The sequence below is a fragment of the Elioraea thermophila (ex Habib et al. 2022) genome (assembly GCF_003336755.1).
In the GTDB taxonomy this organism is placed as follows: Bacteria; Pseudomonadota; Alphaproteobacteria; order Acetobacterales; family Acetobacteraceae; genus Elioraea; species Elioraea thermophila.
This window is the reverse complement of record NZ_QMDI01000011.1, coordinates 1-14,453: the sequence shown is the minus strand read 5'-3', so window position 1 is coordinate 14,453 and position 14,453 is coordinate 1. Positions and strand designations below refer to the sequence as shown.

Sequence of the window (14,453 nt, the reverse complement as noted above, 5' to 3'; positions counted from 1 at the left end):
CGGTCATCTCGACGGAAGGTGACAGCCATGGCAGCAAGCAGTGCGAGCGAACAGCTCCTCGGTGTGCTGCGCGACACGGTGGTCGCGCTGGTGCGCCGCGACGGGCCCGACCTTTCGGCCCGCCAGCTCGGGGTGTTCCTCACCGTGTATCTGACCGAGGGCCCGCACACCGTGCGTGGTCTCGCCGCCGAACTGAACGTGTCCAAACCCGCCATCACCCGCGCGCTCGATCGGCTCGGCGAGCTCGATCTCGCGCGCCGCAAGGTCGATCCCGCCGACCGGCGCAGCGTGATCGTGCAGCAGACGACGAAGGGAGCGGCCTTCCTGCGCGAACTCCGCAAGATCATGGGCGAGGCCGGGTCGGGCAAGGAGACCAAGTCGTCCTCGGGAGGCCGGCGCGCCGCCAGCGCCTGACACCCCCAAGGCCCTCGGGCACGACGGGGTTCGCGCGAAGCGGGTCGCGGTCCGACGGTGCTCACGACCGGGGGACGCGAGGACTCCCTCGCGCCCCTCTTTTCGTCGGCGCGGCGCGGTCAGTAGCCCGCGACCGGATCGACGGTGTTGAGAAGGGGTTCGCCCGCGGCGAGCCGCCGCAGGTTCTCGATCACCTGCGGGGCGCAGGAGCGGGGCACGGTGGCGGATGCGATGTGCGGCGTGAGGATGATCTTGGGGTGGCCCCAGAACGGGTGCTCGCCGGGCAGCGGCTCCGTTTCGAACACGTCGAGGGTGGCGCCCGAGAGGTGGCCGGAGTCGAGGGCATCCAGCAGGTCGTCCTCGACCAGGTGGCCGCCGCGCGCGACGTTGATGACGTAGGCGCCCTTCGGCAACCGCGCGAAAGTGTCGCGGTTCAGGATGCCCCGCGTCTCGGAGGTCAGGGGCAGCAGGCAGACCAGGATGTCGGTGCGCGCCAGGAACGGCGTGAGCCCCTCACGACCGACGAAGCTTTCGACCCCCTCGACGCTCTTCGGCCGGCGCGACCAGCCCGCCACCTGAAACCCGAGCGTGGCAAGCTTGCGTGCGGCATCCGTGCCCAGCACGCCGAGGCCCATGATGCCGATTCGCGTGCGCTCCGTGTCAGGCGGCGGCAGTTCGTGCCAGATCCGCGTCCTCTGCTGTGCGCGGTAGATCTCGGCCTGGCGATGGTGGCGAAGCACGGCGAGCAGCACGTACTCGCTCATCGCCGAGGTGAGCAGGCGATCGACCAGGCGGACGATCGCCACGCCCGGCGGCGGCCCGGGCGGGCGGAACAGGTGATCGACCCCCGCCCCCATGCTGATCAGCACCTTCAGATTCGGGTAGCGGAACAGATCCTCCGGCGGGTGGTTCCAGGTGAGGGCGGCGACGATGTCCTCGGCCGCCCCCGTTTCGGGATAAAGACGAAGGTCGAGATCGGGGGCCAGGGCGAGCAGTTCCCGCCGCCACGTCGCCATCGACTTCGGCGAGGACGAGAGGAGAAGCGCGCCGCTCATTCCAGGGTCTCCATCTCCTCCTCGCGCGTCTTCGTCTCGCGCACGAAGCGTTGCCAGTCGCCCTCGGGCGGGCGGCACTCGCGCTCGCCCGCGCGCAACGTCACCGCCCCCGCTTGCCAGACCTGCGCGAAGGCCTCCGGCGCGGAGAGCACATAGGCGAGCGTGCGGTCGTAGACCTGATCCTTGATCCGCGGCAGCAGGAACAGGAACCAGACGACGATGCCGAGGGTGAGGGCCAGGATGCCGAGCCACACACCGCCGAACACGGTGGCGGCGATCACGCCGAACATGCCGAGGCCCAAGGGCAACGCGGTCTCGATGCGGCGGAACACCGGCGAACCCGGGCGCGACATCAGCCCGATGTTGACGCCGAGGATGAGGCGCTTCTGCATGATCAGGCGCTTGAGGCGCGCGTGCGATTCGGCAAGTGCGGGATCAGTCGTCATGGCTGCCCCATAGCACGACGCCCCGTCCCTGCCGCCCTCCCCCGCCGGCTCGCGCTCATCGCCGCACCACGCCGCTCTCGTCCGCCTTCAGTTCGAACGCCGCCGCCATCAGCGCCCGCGTGTAGGGTTCGCGCGGCGAGTCGAGCACCTCCCGGGCCGGACCCTGCTCCACCACCCGGCCGTCCTTCAGCACCACCACTTGGTGCGCGAGTGCGCGCACCACCTTCAGGTCGTGGCTGATGAAGAGGTAGGCCAGCCGATGCCGCGCCTGCAACTCGCGCAGGAGTTCGACGATCTGCGCCTGCACGCTCATGTCCAGCGCCGAGGTCGGTTCGTCGAGCACGACGAAGCGCGGCTTGAGCACGAGCGCACGGGCGATCGCGATGCGCTGGCGCTGACCGCCCGAGAACTCGTGCGGGTAGCGGTCGATCCAGGCCGGATCGAGGCCGACCTCCTCGAGCGCGCGGGCGACGATCGCGTCCCGTTCGCGCCTGGACAGCCCGGGTTCGTGCACCGCGAGGCCTTCGGCGACGATCTCGCCAAGGCTCATGCGCGGGCTGAGCGACCCGAAGGGATCCTGGAAGACGATCTGCATCCGCCGGCGGAGCGGCCTGAGCGCGCGGCGATCGAGCCCCGAGATGTCGCGCCCCTCGAAGCGCACGATGCCGACCGCTTCGGGAACGAGACGAAGCAGGGCGAGCCCCATGGTGGATTTGCCGGAGCCCGATTCGCCGACGAGCCCGACCGTCTCGCCCTCGCGCACGGCCACACTCACCCCGTCGCACGCCTTCACGTAGCCCACGGTGCGGCGAAGGAAGCCGCGCCGGATGGGGAAATGCACCTTGACGTCGCGCGCCTCCATCACCGGGGGTGCCTCGGCGGCGATCGGCGCCGGGGCCCCCTTCGGTTCGGCGGCGAGCAGCATCCGCGTGTACTCGGCCTTCGGTGCGGCGAACACCTCCGCCACGGCGCCTTGCTCGACGATTCGCCCGCGGTGCATCACGCACACGCGGTCGGCATAGCGGCGCACGATCGCGAGATCGTGGGTGATGAGCAGAAGCCCCATGCGCAGCCGCGCCTTGAGGTCGGCGAGCAGGGTGAGGATCTGCGCCTGGATGGTGACGTCGAGGGCGGTGGTGGGCTCGTCGGCGATCAGCAGTTTCGGCTGGTTGGCGAGCGCCATCGCAATCATCACGCGCTGGCGCTGCCCGCCCGAGAGCTGGTGCGGATAGGCGTTGAGCCGATTCGCGGCGTCGGCGAAGCCCGCCATGGCGAGGCATTCGACAGCGCGCGCCCGCGCCGCCTCGCGCGAGACGGGCTGATGCAGCTGCACCGCCTCGACGATCTGCTTCTCGATCGTGTGCAGCGGGTTGAGGCTGGTCATCGGCTCCTGGAACACCATCCCCGCCACCCCGCCGCGCGCCTGGCGCAAGGTTTCGGCGTCCGCCCCGATCATCTGCCGGCCATCAAGCAGGATCGAGCTTCCCGGCGGGTGGCTCGCCGCCGGGTACGGCAGCAGCTGGAGGATGGAGAGGGCGGTGACCGACTTGCCCGAGCCCGACTCGCCGACCAGGGCCAGCGTCTCGCCGGGATCGAGCGAGAACGACGCCCCCTCGACCGCCACCACCTCCCTCGCACCGGCGCGGAACACCACACCGAGGTCGCGCACCTCGAGCAGGCTCATCGCGCGCCTGCCCCGCCCGGCAGCTTGCGCGGGTCGAAGGCGTCGCGCACCGCCTCACCGACGAAGATCAGCAGCGTGAGGATGGTGGCGAGCACGACGAAAGCGGTGATGCCGAGCCACGGCGCCTGCAGGTTGTTCTTGCCCTGCTGCACGAGCTCGCCGAGCGAGGGCGAACCGGGTGGCAGGCCGAAGCCCAGGAAGTCGAGCGAGGCGAGCACGGTGACCGAGCCCGAGAGGATGAAGGGGAGGAAGGTCAGCGTCGCCACCATCGCATTGGGCAGGATGTGACGGAACATCACCACCGCATCCGATACGCCCAGCGCCTTCGCCGCGCGTACGTAGTCGAAGTTGCGCCCGCGCAGGAACTCCGCCCGCACCACGCCGACGAGGCTCATCCAGGAGAACAGGAGGAGGAAGACGAGCAGCACCCAGAACGTGGGCTCGATCACGGAAGCGAGGATGATCAGCAGGAAAAGCTGCGGCATGCCCGACCAGATCTCGATGAAGCGCTGAAAGAGGAGATCGACCAGACCGCCGTAGTAGCCCTGCACCGCGCCCGCAACGACCCCGATGATGGAGGAGATGATGGTCAGCGTGAAGCCGAACAGCACCGCGATGCGGAAGCCGTAGAGCACGCGGGCGAACACGTCGCGCGCCTGATCGTCGGTGCCGAGCAGGTTGAAGGGCGTGTCGGGGCCGATCGCGTCGGCCGGCAGCAGCCAGGTGGGCGGCGAAGGCGCGGGCTGGGGAAGGTTGCGCACAACCGTCTGGTACGAATACGGAACGGGCGGCCAGAGCGCCCAGCCACGCGCGGCGATCTTCTCCTTGAGGAAAGGATCGTGGTAGTCGGCCGCGGTCGGGAAATCGCCGCCGAAATCGGTCTCCGCGTAGTCGAACAGGACGGGGAAGAACCACTGCCCGTCGTAGCGGATGACGAGCGGCCGGTCGTTGGCGACGAACTCGGCGAAGAGCGCGACCGAGAAGAGGGCGAGGAAGATCCACATCGACCACCAGCCGCGCCGATTGGCGCGGAAGTTGGCGAGGCGGCGTCGGGTGATCGGAGAGAGCGCCATCGTGGATCGTTTCGGATCATCCGACCGGAGAGCACCCGCCCGGAGGAACGGCAAGGCTCATCGCGCAAGGAACGAACGCGGCGAGGAAGTCACTGCCGCGCCTCGAAGTCGATGCGCGGATCGACCACCGTATACATCAGGTCGCCGATGATCTGCAGGATGAGACCGAGCAGGGTGAAGATGTAAAGCGTGCCGAACATCACCGGATAGTCACGCCGGATCGCCGCCTCGAAGCCCAAGAGACCCAGGCCGTCGAGCGAGAAGATGATCTCGACGAGCAGCGCGCCGGTGAACAGAATGCCGATGAAGGCCGAGGGAAAGCCGGCGATGATCAGCAGCATGGCGTTGCGGAAGACGTGGCCGTAGAGGACGCGCCGTTCGGAGCAGCCCTTGGCGCGCGCCGTCATCACGTACTGCTTGCCGATCTCGTCGAGGAACGAGTTCTTCGTCAGCATGGTGAGGCCGGCGAAGCCACCGATCACCATCGCGGTGATGGGGAGGCACAGGTGCCAGAAGTAGTCGAGCACCTTGCCCGCGAGAGAAAGCTCCGCCCAGTTGGGGCTGGTGAGCCCACGCAGCGGGAAGATCTGCAGGAAGGAGCCCCCCGCGAACAGCACGACCAGCAGGATGGCGAACAGGAACCCGGGCACCGCGTAGCCGACGAGGACGATGGCCGAGGTGACGACGTCGAAGCGCGAGCCGTCCTTCACCGCCTTGCGGATCCCCAAGGGGATCGAGATCAGGTAGACGAGCAGCGTGGTCCACAGCCCGAGGCTGATCGAGACCGGCATCTTGTCGATGAGGAGTTCGACCACGGAACGGTCCTGGAAGAAGGAACGGCCGAAGTCGAAGGTGAGGTAGGAGACCATCATCTTGACGAAGCGCTCATGCGCCGGCCGATCGAAGCCGAACATGCGCTCGATCTCGGCGACGATCTCGGGGTCGAGGCCGCGGGCGCCGCGGTAGCGCGAGGTCGCTTCACCCGCACTCGCCTGGTCGAGCGGGCGCACGGTGCCGGTCGGGGCTGCGGTTTCCATGCCGCCGCCGGTGATCCGTTCCAGCGGCGCGCCGGGCCCGCCCTGACCGCGCAGTTCGGCGAGCATCTGCTCGACCGGGCCACCGGGGGCGAACTGCACGACGACGAAGTTGATCACCATGATCCCGAACAGCGTCGGGATCACCAGCAGCAGCCGGCGCAGGATGTAGGCGGTCATCGCCCGCTTCAGGTCGGGTTGGCGCGCCGTCGTTCCTCGTTCAGGCGTTGCGCACGCTCGGCGTCGATCCACCAGGTGTCGAAGGCAAGCCCGTAGCGCGGGGTGCGCTCGGGGCGGACGAACTTGTCCCAGTAGGCGACGCGGAAGGTGCGGCTGTGCCAGTGCGGCACGACGAAATGGTTCCACAACAGCACGCGATCGAGCGCGCGCGTGCGGTGGATCAGGGCGTCGCGGTCGGGGGCGGCGATGACGAGCTCGACGAGCTCGTCGATCACCGGGTCGCAGACGCCGATCGAGTTGCGGCTGCCGGGCTCGCGCGCCTTCGCGCAGGTCCAGAAGTCGCGCTGCTCGTTGCCGGGCGAGAGGGATTGCGGGAAGACATCGACCGTCATGTCGAAGTCGTAATTGTCGATGCGCGCCTGGTACTGCGCCGTGTCCACCGTGCGCACGCGCATCTCGATGCCGAGCCGCTGCAGGGCCTGGGCGTAAGGAAGGGCAACGCGTTCGAAGGAGGGCGAGGAGAGCAGCATCTCGAAGGAGAAGGGGCGGCCCTGCGCATCGACGAGGCGACGGCGGTTGTCGATCCGCCAGCCGGCGGCCTGCAGGAGTTCGAGCGCGCGGCGGAGATTCTCGCGATTGTTGCCCGACCCGTCGGTCACTGGCAGGCGGAACTCCTGGGTGAACACCTCCTCGGGGATGCGGCCGCGGTAGCGCTCGAGGATGGCCAGTTCCTCGGGCGAAGGTAGGCCGGAGGAGGCGAGTTCGGAGTTCGAGAAGTAGGACGTCGTGCGCGCATAGGCGCCGAAGAACAGGTTGGCGTTCGACCACTCGAAGTCGAAGGCGAGCACGAGCGCCTCGCGCACCCGCCGGTCGCGGAAGATCTCGCGTCGGATGTTGAAGACGAAGGCCTGCATGCCGGTGGGGAGTTCGTGCGGGATCTCCTCCAGCCTGACGAGGCCGCGTCGGCGGGCGGGAAAGTCGTAGCCTGTCGCCCATTCGCGGGCGATGTTCTCCACCCGGAAGTCGATCTGCCCGGCCTTGAAGGCCTCGAAGGCGACGGTGGCGTCGCGGAAGTACTCGTAGCGCATGATGTCGAAATTGTCGGTGCCGCGCTCGGTTGGCAGGTTCTCGCCCCACCAGTTGGCCACACGGCGATAGGTCACGGTGCGGCCCGGCTGGAAGCTCTCCACCCGGTAGGGGCCGGAGCCGAGCGGCGGCTCAAGCAGGGGGCGGGAGAAGTCCCTCCCCTCCCACCAATGCTTCGGCAGCACGGCGAGCTGGCCGAGGATGAGCGGAAGCTCGCGATTCTCCCCGTTGCGGAAGCGAAACACCACGCGCCGGTCGTTCTCGATCAGCACGTCGGTCACGTCGCCCCAGTAGGCCCGGTAGAACGGGCGGCCCTGGCTGCGCAGGGTCTCGAAGGTCCATTTCACGTCGGCGGCCGTGATCGGTACGCCATCGTGCCAGCGCGCCTCGCGGCGAAGCTCGAAGGCGACCCAATCCCGCCCGGGTCCCACCTCCACCCACTCGGCGAGATGCGCGTATTCGGTGGAGGCCTCGTCCTGGCTGCCCTTCATCAGCGTCATCCAGATCTGCGTGATGCCGGCGGCGGCTACGCCGCGCACGATGAAGGGGTTGAAGCTGTCGAAGGTGCCGATGGCGGCGAGCGCCACCTCGCCCCCTTTCGGCGCGTTCGGGTTGACATAGGGAAAATGGGTGAAGCCCGGCGGCAGCTTCGGCTCGCCGAGCAGGCTCAAGGCGTGGCTGCGGCCGGTGGTGACGGCGCGCGGCGCGGAGCGGGGCATGGCGAGGCCGAGGGCGGCCGCCCCGGTTCCGACCAACAGGTCGCGTCTCAGCATCGCGGTCTCCCTCGCATCATGCTCATGCTGCAGTAGATCACGACCGGCCCGGCCAGGGGCAAGCCGAGGCGGCGTCACGCCTCGTTCAGCCGCCCCGCAAAACCGCCAGCGCCGCGGCGTGCAGCCGGGCGTCGCCGGCGGCAAGCACGGTGCCGTCCGCGCCGGGGCGAAGCGGCCGCCCGGCCCAGTCGGTGATCATGCCCCCCGCCCCCTCGATGATCGGCACCAGCGCCGCCCAATCCCAGATCTTGTAGGTCGCCTCCGCGATCAGGTCGATGAAGCCCAGGGCGAGCAGGCCGTGCGCGTAGGCATCTCCACCCCAGGTGATCTGCCCGACGCGGGCGGCGAGCCCCTCCCAGCGCGGGCGTTCCTCGGGGGTGAACAGGTCGAGGGTGGTGAGCGAGAGCTGGGCCTCGGCGAGATCGTTGCAAGCGCGGCAGCGCGCGACCGCCGGACCGCCCACGGGCGAGAAGAACCGCGTCGGCTCGCCGGAGAGGCCGATCCAGCGCTCGCCGAGCGAGGGCTGGGAAAGAAGACCGAGCACCGGCACGCCGTCGTCGAGCAGGGCGATCAGCGAGGCGTAAGTGGGGCGGCCGGTGACGAAGCTCTTCGTGCCGTCGATCGGATCGAGCACCCAGAGGAAGCGCGCCCCTCCCCGCTCCTCGCCCTCCTCCTCGCCGAGAATCCCGTGCTCTGGGAAGGCCTCGCGCAGCACCTGGCGCATCGCGTGCTCGGCCGCCCGGTCGGCCTCCGTCACCGGGCTCGCGTCGCCTTTGCGCTCGACGGCGAGCGGGCGGCGGAAATGCGGGCGGATGGCGGACGCGGCCGCATCCGCGGCGGCTTCGGCCACACGGCGGGCGAGACGGAGGTCGAGGTCGGGCATCGCGGGAGGGATCGGACCGGGGTGAAGGGCTTGACCGGGGCAGGCGCGGGCAGCATGAGGCCAGGGCGCTGACGCCATCAACCTCCCTCGCCACCTCCGTGCCGCTCTCCCCGATCGTGCTGATCCCTGCCCGCATGCAGGCGACGCGCCTGCCGGGCAAGCCGCTCGCGACGATCGCCGGGCTGCCGATGATCGTGCACGTGCTGCGTCGGGCCGAGGAGGCAGGGGTCGGACCGGTCGCGGTGGCCTGCGCCGAGGCCGAGATCGCCGACGCGGTGCGCGCGGCGGGCGGCAGCGCCGTGCTCACCGACCCTGCCCTGCCCTCGGGGTCGGATCGCTGTTTCGCCGCCCTCTCCGCCCTCGATCCGGAGGGCCGGCACGACGTCGTGGTCAACCTGCAGGGGGACCTGCCCACCCTCGATCCGACCGCGATCCGTGCCGTGCTGGAGCCGCTGCGTGACCCTGCCTGCGACATCGGCACGCTGGTGGTGCCGATCCGCGACCGGGCGGAGGCCGAGGCGAGCCACGTGGTCAAGGCGGCCGTCGTGTTCCGCGAGGGCGAGCGCATCGCGCCGGCTCCCTACTTCTCGCGTCTTCCCGTGCCGTTCGGCGAGGGGCCGCTGTGGCACCACGTCGGCATCTATGCGTGGCGACGGGCGGCGTTGGCGCGCTTCGTCTCGCTGCCGCCCTCCCCGCTCGAACAGCGGGAGCGGCTCGAGCAGTTGCGGGCGATCGAGGCGGGCATGCGGATCCTTTGCATCCGGATGGAGGGGGCTCCGTTCGGCGTCGATACGCCGGAGGACTTGGCGCGTGCCCGCGCCATCCTCGAAGGGAGGGGGTCGGCATGAGCGGAGAGGCGATCGCCTTCCAGGGGCTGCCCGGCGCCTATTCCGACCTTGCCTGCCGCAGCGCCTACCCTGGCATGCCGACCTTGCCCTGCGTCACCTTCGAGGATGCGATCGCTGCCGTGCGCGAAGGGCGGGCGCGGCTCGCCATGCTGCCCTGCGAGAACAGCCTCGCGGGGCGCGTGCCCGATATTCACCGGCTGTTGCCGGACAGCGGCCTGCACATCGTCGCCGAACACTTCCAGCGCGTCGAACACTGCCTGCTCGCGCCGAAGGGGGCCACCCTCGCCACCATCAAGCGCGCGCATTCGCACGCCGTCGCATTGGGCCAGGTGCGGGGAGTCCTGCGCGAATTGGGCCTCGAGCCGGTGGTGCAGGCGGATACCGCAGGGTCGGCGGCGCTGGTGGCCCGCCTCGGGGGCGTGGAGGATGCCGCCATCGCCTCCGAACTCGCCGCCGAGATCTACGGGCTCGAGATCCTCCGCCGCAATGTGGAGGACGCGGCCCACAACACGACGCGCTTCTACGTGATGGCGCGCGAGGCGGTGGTTCCGCCGCCGGACCGGCCGGGCCTGATGACCACCTTCGTCTTCCGGGTCCGCAACGTTCCCGCCGCCCTGTACAAGGCGCTCGGCGGTTTCGCCACCAACGGGGTGAACCTGACCAAACTGGAGAGCTACATGGTGGGTGGTGCCTTCACCGCCACCCAGTTCCTCTGTGACGTCGAGGGCCACCCGGAGCAGGGGCCGGTGCGGCGGGCGCTTGAGGAACTGCAGTTCTTTTCGCGCGAGACGCGGATCCTCGGCGTCTATCCCGCCCATCCCTATCGACGCACCGTTTCCGCGGCGGGCGACTGAGAGCGACTGACGCGGGCGCTGCGGCACTGGCGCGTGGCGGAAGGGACTCCGCTGCAGATCGACGGGCAGCCGAGAGCGGGCACGGCACGGACCGTCGCGTCACCAACGGCGATTGTCGCACGGCGCGCGGCGAGACCGGTCTCCCGCAAACCGTCCTTCCGTCCCGGCGACCGCGCCGGGGGCCGCTTCGCCGATGGGGGGTCGGAATCTCCTCAGACCGCCGCAGCCTCCACGCGCGCCGAGGCGCCGCGGCTAGAACCATTCGCCTGCTGCTGCGGCTCGCGCAGGACGTAGCCGCGGCCCCAGACGGTGCCGATCAGCTGTTCGCCGGTCGCCTCGGCCAGCTTCTTGCGCAACTTGCAGACGAACACGTCGATGATCTTGATCTCGGGCTCGTCCATCCCGCCGTAGAGATGGTTGAGGAAGGCTTCCTTGCTCAACACCATGCCGCGGCGGAGCATGAGGAGTTCGAGGATCGAGAATTCCTTGCCGGTCAGGTGAATGGGCTTGCCGTTGACCAGCACTTCGCGCGCGCCGAGGCGGAGCTCGATCGGACCAACCCGGAGCGTCGGTTCGGCGAAGCCCTTGGCGCGACGGACAATGGCGCGCAGCCGCGCCAGCAGCTCCTCGCGATCGAACGGCTTCACCAGGTAGTCGTCCGCTCCCGTCTCGAACGAGCGCACCTTGGTCTGCTGGTCGGAAAGGCCGGACAGCACCAGCACGGGGGTGGCGTTCTTCATCCGCCGCATCTCGCGGATCACGTCCGCCCCCTTCATGTCGGGCAGCAGGAAATCGAGGATCACGATGTCGTAATCATAGGTGCGCAGGAGGTCGATGGCCTCCTCGCCGGTCGCGGCGTGATCAGCGACGATCTGGGCCGATTTCAGCATCAGGCCGATCGTGCGTGCGGAAACCGGATCGTCTTCAACCAGGAGAACCCGCATGGCACCACCCTTCCCGTTTGACGTGGGAAGGCTACTACCTACGGCTGTATCGCGCAAGAGAAAAAAGCGAGACACGCCCACATACAATTGCGTCAATCGGCATCGTGGAGCCCACCACGGCACCGACGGCGTTTCAAAAATATGACGTAACGCATTGAGTGCGATGGTATTCCAGCAATCAGTGCGATTGCATTCAAGCTCAGCGCAGCAATCTATGAAAAAAAGAGACGATCGGAGCGACGCGCAACGGCGCTCAATAGCCGACCGACCGCGGCGAGCCGAGCGGCAGACCGCCCACGACACCCGGGGACGGACGCTCGCTCGGGCCACGCCAACGATCGATCGGCACGGACGGGACAGCGACCCCGCCACGTCGGATCAGGCCTTCGCGCTCGAGGCAACGAAGGAAGGCCGCGCGACGGGTGGCCTCCAGTTCGAGGCGGAACGCGTCCGCCGAGGCCGCGGGCGGTGACGATGCGGCCAGGGCCCTGACCTCGGGATCGACCTCCGCTTCGGTCCGACAGGCGACAAGCCGAGGATCGCCCTCCGCCACGCCGGGCGGGGCGGGAAGACCGCTCGGCGGGCCGCACGCGGCCAGCAGGCAGAGGACCAACAGCCGTTTCAACGCTGCACCTGCTCCACCCAGTCGAGAATCAACCGCCTTGCGATGCTGTCGGGCCGGGGCAGCCGGATGCCGACCCGTTCCGGCTCGCGGAGGTCGTCGCGCGAGAACCATCGCGCCTCCGCGATCTCCTCCGCATCGAGCATCAGGGTCGGGTCGGCCGCCTCGGCGACGAACCCCAGCATGATCGAGGAGGGAAACGGCCAGGGCTGCGAAGAGTGGTAGCGCACGGCACCTACGCGCACGCCCGCCTCCTCGCGCACCTCACGCGCCACGGCCTCCTCCAGGCTTTCGCCCGGCTCGACGAAGCCCGCCAGCGTCGAAAACATCCGCGCCACCGGGAAACGACGATTGTGCGCGAGCAACGCCCGCTCCTCCCCCTCCACGCGGCAAGTCACCAGCATGATCACCGCCGGATCGGTGCGCGGAAAGTGCGACGCGCCGCAGCCGGTGCAGAGCATGACGTGACCGGCGCTGCGAGGTTCGCACGCCGCACCGCACGCGCCGCAGAACCGCTGGCGCGACCGCCAGTGCATCAGCGCGCGGGCATGGGCAAGGATGGCCGCCTCCGGTGCGGGCAGAAGCCCCGCTGCCTCGCGCAGGTCGGCGAAGGCCGCCCCCTCCAGCCCGTCCATCGACGCGAGGGGGTCGTCTTCGGCCGAGAGGTCGACCGCGAACACCGCCCTGCCACGATCCAGGCCCAACAGCGCCCAGGGTCGTTCGGCCACCCCCAGCAGCGTGGCCATCGAGGCCGAGAGCAGGACGGCCTCGGCCCCGTCCGGGCCGAGCCGCATCAGGTTGCGCGAGCGCCACACGGGAACGAACAGCGTGCCGGGATCACGCAGGTGACCGGCGACGAACGCCGGATCGTCGCGACGATCGGAGGCGCGATCGAGCGGGCTGCCACTGTAGGGATTGCCACGAAACGGAAGGCTCATCGGAGGGCAGGACCCTGCCACGCGCCCGGCACCTCGTCCATCCGAGGTTCCCGCCCGGTCGGGGTTGGCGCGAGACCATCCCCACGTGCTATGAGCCATTCGGGAGATCGGCGACGGACGGGCTCCTCGCCAACCCGGCCAGGTCCGGAAGGAAGCAGCCGTAACGAGTTCTTGCCCGGGTCGTGCTGCCGGTCTCCCACCCCCGAACGAGCCCGGTCCAGGGAGCGCCTCGCCCGCGCATGTCCGACCTGTTCGGCACGCCCGCCGACCCGCCCCAGACCGACCCCGCCGCGCCGAGCCTGTTCGGCGACTCCGCCCCCTCGGCGGCGCCCGAAGGGAGGCTGCCCGACGCCCCGGCGCACTACCGGGTGCTGGCCCGGAAATACCGGCCGCAGAGCTTCGAGGCGCTGATCGGCCAGGAGGCGCTGGTGCGCACCCTCACCAACGCCTTCGCCTCGGGCCGCATCGCGCACGCCTACATGCTCACCGGCGTGCGCGGCGTGGGCAAGACGACCACCGCCCGCATCATCGCCCGCGCGCTCAACTGCACCGGGCCCGATGGGCTGCGCACCACGCCCACCATCTCGCCCTGCGGCGTCTGCGAGGCCTGCCGCGCCATCGCCGAGGATCGTCACCCCGACGTGCTGGAGATCGACGCCGCCTCCAACACCGGCGTGCAGAACGTGCGCGAGACGGTGATCGAGGGCGCGCGCTACGCCCCCCTCTCCGCGCGCTACAAGGTCTACATCGTCGACGAGGTGCACATGCTCTCGACGGCGGCCTTCAACGCGCTGCTGAAGACGCTGGAGGAGCCGCCGCCGCGCGTCGTCTTCATCTTCGCCACCACCGAGATCCGCAAGGTTCCCGTCACCGTCCTCTCGCGCTGCCAGCGTTTCGACCTCCGCCGCATCCCCGCCAGCACGCTCGCCGCCCACTACGCCGAGATCGCCGCCCGCGAAGGGGTGGCCGCCGAGCCCGAGGCGCTCGCCCTCATCGCCCGCGCGGCTGACGGGTCGGTGCGCGACGGGCTCTCCCTGCTCGACCAGGCGATCGCGCTCGCCGGCGACGGCCCGGTCACGGCGGAAGCGGTGCGCGGCATGCTCGGCCTCGCCGACCGCGCGCAAGTGTGGGACCTGTTCGAGGCGCTGATGGGCGGCCGGCTTGCCGAGGCGCTCGATCTGCTCGCTCAGGCTCATGCCGCGGGCGCCGACCCCGGCGTGGTGCTGCAGGACCTGCTCGCGGTGACGCACGCTGTCACCCGCGCCAAGGCGGTCGGCAGCGCGGCGCAGGAGGGGGGAGCGACCGAGGAGGAGCGGCTGCGCGCGCCTCGGCTCGCCGAGCGCCTGTCGTTGCCCGTGCTCGGCCGGGCCTGGCAGATGCTTCTCAAGGGGCTTGCCGAGACGAACGAAGCGACGGACCGCCTGGCCGCAGCCGAGATGGTGCTGATCCGGCTCGCCCACGTGGCTGACCTTCCTACGCCTGGCGATCTCGTGCGTCGGCTGGTCGGCGAGAGCTCGCCCGCCGTCGCGGCCCCCGCCCCGACACCCCCCGCCCCGCCTCGGGCGCCCGTGGCGGGCCTGCCGCGCGCCGGCGGGCGGGCAGCCGCGGCGGTGGCGGTG

13 protein-coding genes, 1 other RNA gene and 2 pseudogenes are annotated in these 14,453 nt (G+C 69.9%); 5 read left to right on the top strand and 11 right to left on the bottom strand.

The window, feature by feature from the left end:
- The first annotated feature begins 27 nt into the window (after window positions 1–27).
- Complete coding sequence (locus DWB05_RS13285) at window positions 28–414, top strand: MarR family transcriptional regulator (RefSeq protein WP_114377702.1); 387 nt, start codon at window positions 28–30, stop codon at window positions 412–414.
- 119 nt (window positions 415–533) lie between these two features.
- Here the strand turns inward: DWB05_RS13285 and DWB05_RS13280 are convergent, their stop codons facing one another.
- The 8 genes and pseudogenes from DWB05_RS13280 to DWB05_RS13250 all read right to left on the bottom strand — a co-directional run bounded on the left by DWB05_RS13280 (window position 534) and on the right by DWB05_RS13250 (window position 8,628).
- A complete protein-coding gene (locus DWB05_RS13280) occupies window positions 534–1,469 on the bottom strand; it encodes a 2-hydroxyacid dehydrogenase (protein WP_114377701.1) in 936 nt (311 codons plus the stop codon).
- Window positions 1,466–1,915: a hypothetical protein gene (locus DWB05_RS13275; RefSeq protein WP_114377700.1), complete on the bottom strand. Its 450-nt coding sequence runs from the start codon at window positions 1,913–1,915 to the stop codon at window positions 1,466–1,468. The genes DWB05_RS13280 and DWB05_RS13275 overlap by 4 nt, the downstream gene beginning before the upstream one ends.
- 55 nt (window positions 1,916–1,970) lie before the next feature.
- Window positions 1,971–2,780: pseudogene (locus DWB05_RS15400) on the bottom strand (ATP-binding cassette domain-containing protein); the annotation flags it as partial.
- Window positions 2,781–2,825: 45 nt separating this feature from the next.
- Window positions 2,826–3,599, bottom strand: a pseudogene (locus tag DWB05_RS15395) (ATP-binding cassette domain-containing protein); the annotation flags it as partial.
- Window positions 3,596–4,672, bottom strand: coding sequence for an ABC transporter permease (locus DWB05_RS13265; protein WP_114377698.1), 1,077 nt, complete (start codon window positions 4,670–4,672; stop codon window positions 3,596–3,598). The gene DWB05_RS13265 and the pseudogene DWB05_RS15395, both read right to left, overlap by 4 nt.
- An 89-nt stretch (window positions 4,673–4,761) precedes the next feature.
- Window positions 4,762–5,886: a microcin C ABC transporter permease YejB gene (locus tag DWB05_RS13260; RefSeq protein ID WP_114377697.1), complete on the bottom strand. Its 1,125-nt coding sequence runs from the start codon at window positions 5,884–5,886 to the stop codon at window positions 4,762–4,764.
- Between the two features lie 8 nt (window positions 5,887–5,894).
- The gene (locus DWB05_RS13255) at window positions 5,895–7,745 is read right to left on the bottom strand and encodes an extracellular solute-binding protein (RefSeq protein ID WP_114377696.1); all 1,851 of its coding nucleotides are present in this window, start codon (window positions 7,743–7,745) and stop codon (window positions 5,895–5,897) included.
- An 85-nt stretch (window positions 7,746–7,830) separates the two neighbouring features.
- Window positions 7,831–8,628: an inositol monophosphatase family protein gene (locus tag DWB05_RS13250; protein ID WP_114377695.1), complete on the bottom strand. Its 798-nt coding sequence runs from the start codon at window positions 8,626–8,628 to the stop codon at window positions 7,831–7,833.
- 98 nt (window positions 8,629–8,726) lie between these two features.
- On the opposite strand from DWB05_RS13250, the gene DWB05_RS13245 reads away from it, so the two are divergent.
- Both DWB05_RS13245 and DWB05_RS13240 read left to right on the top strand, forming a co-directional pair.
- On the top strand, window positions 8,727–9,476 hold the full coding sequence (locus tag DWB05_RS13245) for a 3-deoxy-manno-octulosonate cytidylyltransferase (RefSeq protein WP_269815584.1): 750 nt from the start codon (window positions 8,727–8,729) through the stop codon (window positions 9,474–9,476).
- On the top strand, window positions 9,473–10,330 hold the full coding sequence (locus tag DWB05_RS13240; protein WP_114377694.1) for a prephenate dehydratase: 858 nt from the start codon (window positions 9,473–9,475) through the stop codon (window positions 10,328–10,330). The genes DWB05_RS13245 and DWB05_RS13240 overlap by 4 nt, the downstream gene beginning before the upstream one ends.
- A 212-nt stretch (window positions 10,331–10,542) precedes the next feature.
- Here DWB05_RS13240 and DWB05_RS13235 read toward each other — a convergent pair whose 3' ends face one another.
- From DWB05_RS13235 to nudC, 3 genes are all read right to left on the bottom strand, one after another.
- Window positions 10,543–11,274 carry a response regulator transcription factor gene (locus DWB05_RS13235; RefSeq protein ID WP_114377693.1) on the bottom strand — a complete coding sequence of 244 codons (732 nt, stop codon included), beginning with the start codon at window positions 11,272–11,274 and terminating at the stop codon, window positions 10,543–10,545.
- Between the two features lie 253 nt (window positions 11,275–11,527).
- Window positions 11,528–11,899: a hypothetical protein gene (locus tag DWB05_RS13230; protein ID WP_114377692.1), complete on the bottom strand. Its 372-nt coding sequence runs from the start codon at window positions 11,897–11,899 to the stop codon at window positions 11,528–11,530.
- Window positions 11,896–12,834, bottom strand: coding sequence for an NAD(+) diphosphatase (gene nudC, locus DWB05_RS13225; protein WP_114377691.1), 939 nt, complete (start codon window positions 12,832–12,834; stop codon window positions 11,896–11,898). The genes DWB05_RS13230 and nudC overlap by 4 nt, the downstream gene beginning before the upstream one ends.
- Window positions 12,835–12,939: 105 nt before the next feature.
- On the opposite strand from nudC, the gene ffs reads away from it, so the two are divergent.
- An RNA gene (ffs, locus tag DWB05_RS13220) (signal recognition particle sRNA small type) lies at window positions 12,940–13,031 on the top strand.
- Between the two features lie 42 nt (window positions 13,032–13,073).
- On the top strand, window positions 13,074–14,453 hold a 1,380-nt coding region (locus DWB05_RS13215; RefSeq protein ID WP_114377690.1), incomplete at its 3' end, for a DNA polymerase III subunit gamma/tau.

What these genes read in the sequence shown, in the direction of transcription:
- DWB05_RS13285 (WP_114377702.1), top strand. Translation starts at nt 28, where the DNA reads ATGGCAGCAAGCAGTGCGAGCGAACAGCTCCTCGGTGTGCTGCGCGAC.
- DWB05_RS13255 (WP_114377696.1), bottom strand. Translation starts at nt 7,745, where the DNA reads ATGCTGAGACGCGACCTGTTGGTCGGAACCGGGGCGGCCGCCCTCGGC.
- DWB05_RS13250 (WP_114377695.1), bottom strand. Translation starts at nt 8,628, where the DNA reads ATGCCCGACCTCGACCTCCGTCTCGCCCGCCGTGTGGCCGAAGCCGCC.
- DWB05_RS13235 (WP_114377693.1), bottom strand. Translation starts at nt 11,274, where the DNA reads ATGCGGGTTCTCCTGGTTGAAGACGATCCGGTTTCCGCACGCACGATC.
- DWB05_RS13260 (WP_114377697.1), bottom strand. Translation starts at nt 5,886, where the DNA reads ATGACCGCCTACATCCTGCGCCGGCTGCTGCTGGTGATCCCGACGCTG.
- nudC (WP_114377691.1), bottom strand. Translation starts at nt 12,834, where the DNA reads ATGAGCCTTCCGTTTCGTGGCAATCCCTACAGTGGCAGCCCGCTCGAT.
- DWB05_RS13265 (WP_114377698.1), bottom strand. Translation starts at nt 4,672, where the DNA reads ATGGCGCTCTCTCCGATCACCCGACGCCGCCTCGCCAACTTCCGCGCC.
- DWB05_RS13240 (WP_114377694.1), top strand. Translation starts at nt 9,473, where the DNA reads ATGAGCGGAGAGGCGATCGCCTTCCAGGGGCTGCCCGGCGCCTATTCC.
- DWB05_RS13280 (WP_114377701.1), bottom strand. Translation starts at nt 1,469, where the DNA reads ATGAGCGGCGCGCTTCTCCTCTCGTCCTCGCCGAAGTCGATGGCGACG.
- DWB05_RS13275 (WP_114377700.1), bottom strand. Translation starts at nt 1,915, where the DNA reads ATGACGACTGATCCCGCACTTGCCGAATCGCACGCGCGCCTCAAGCGC.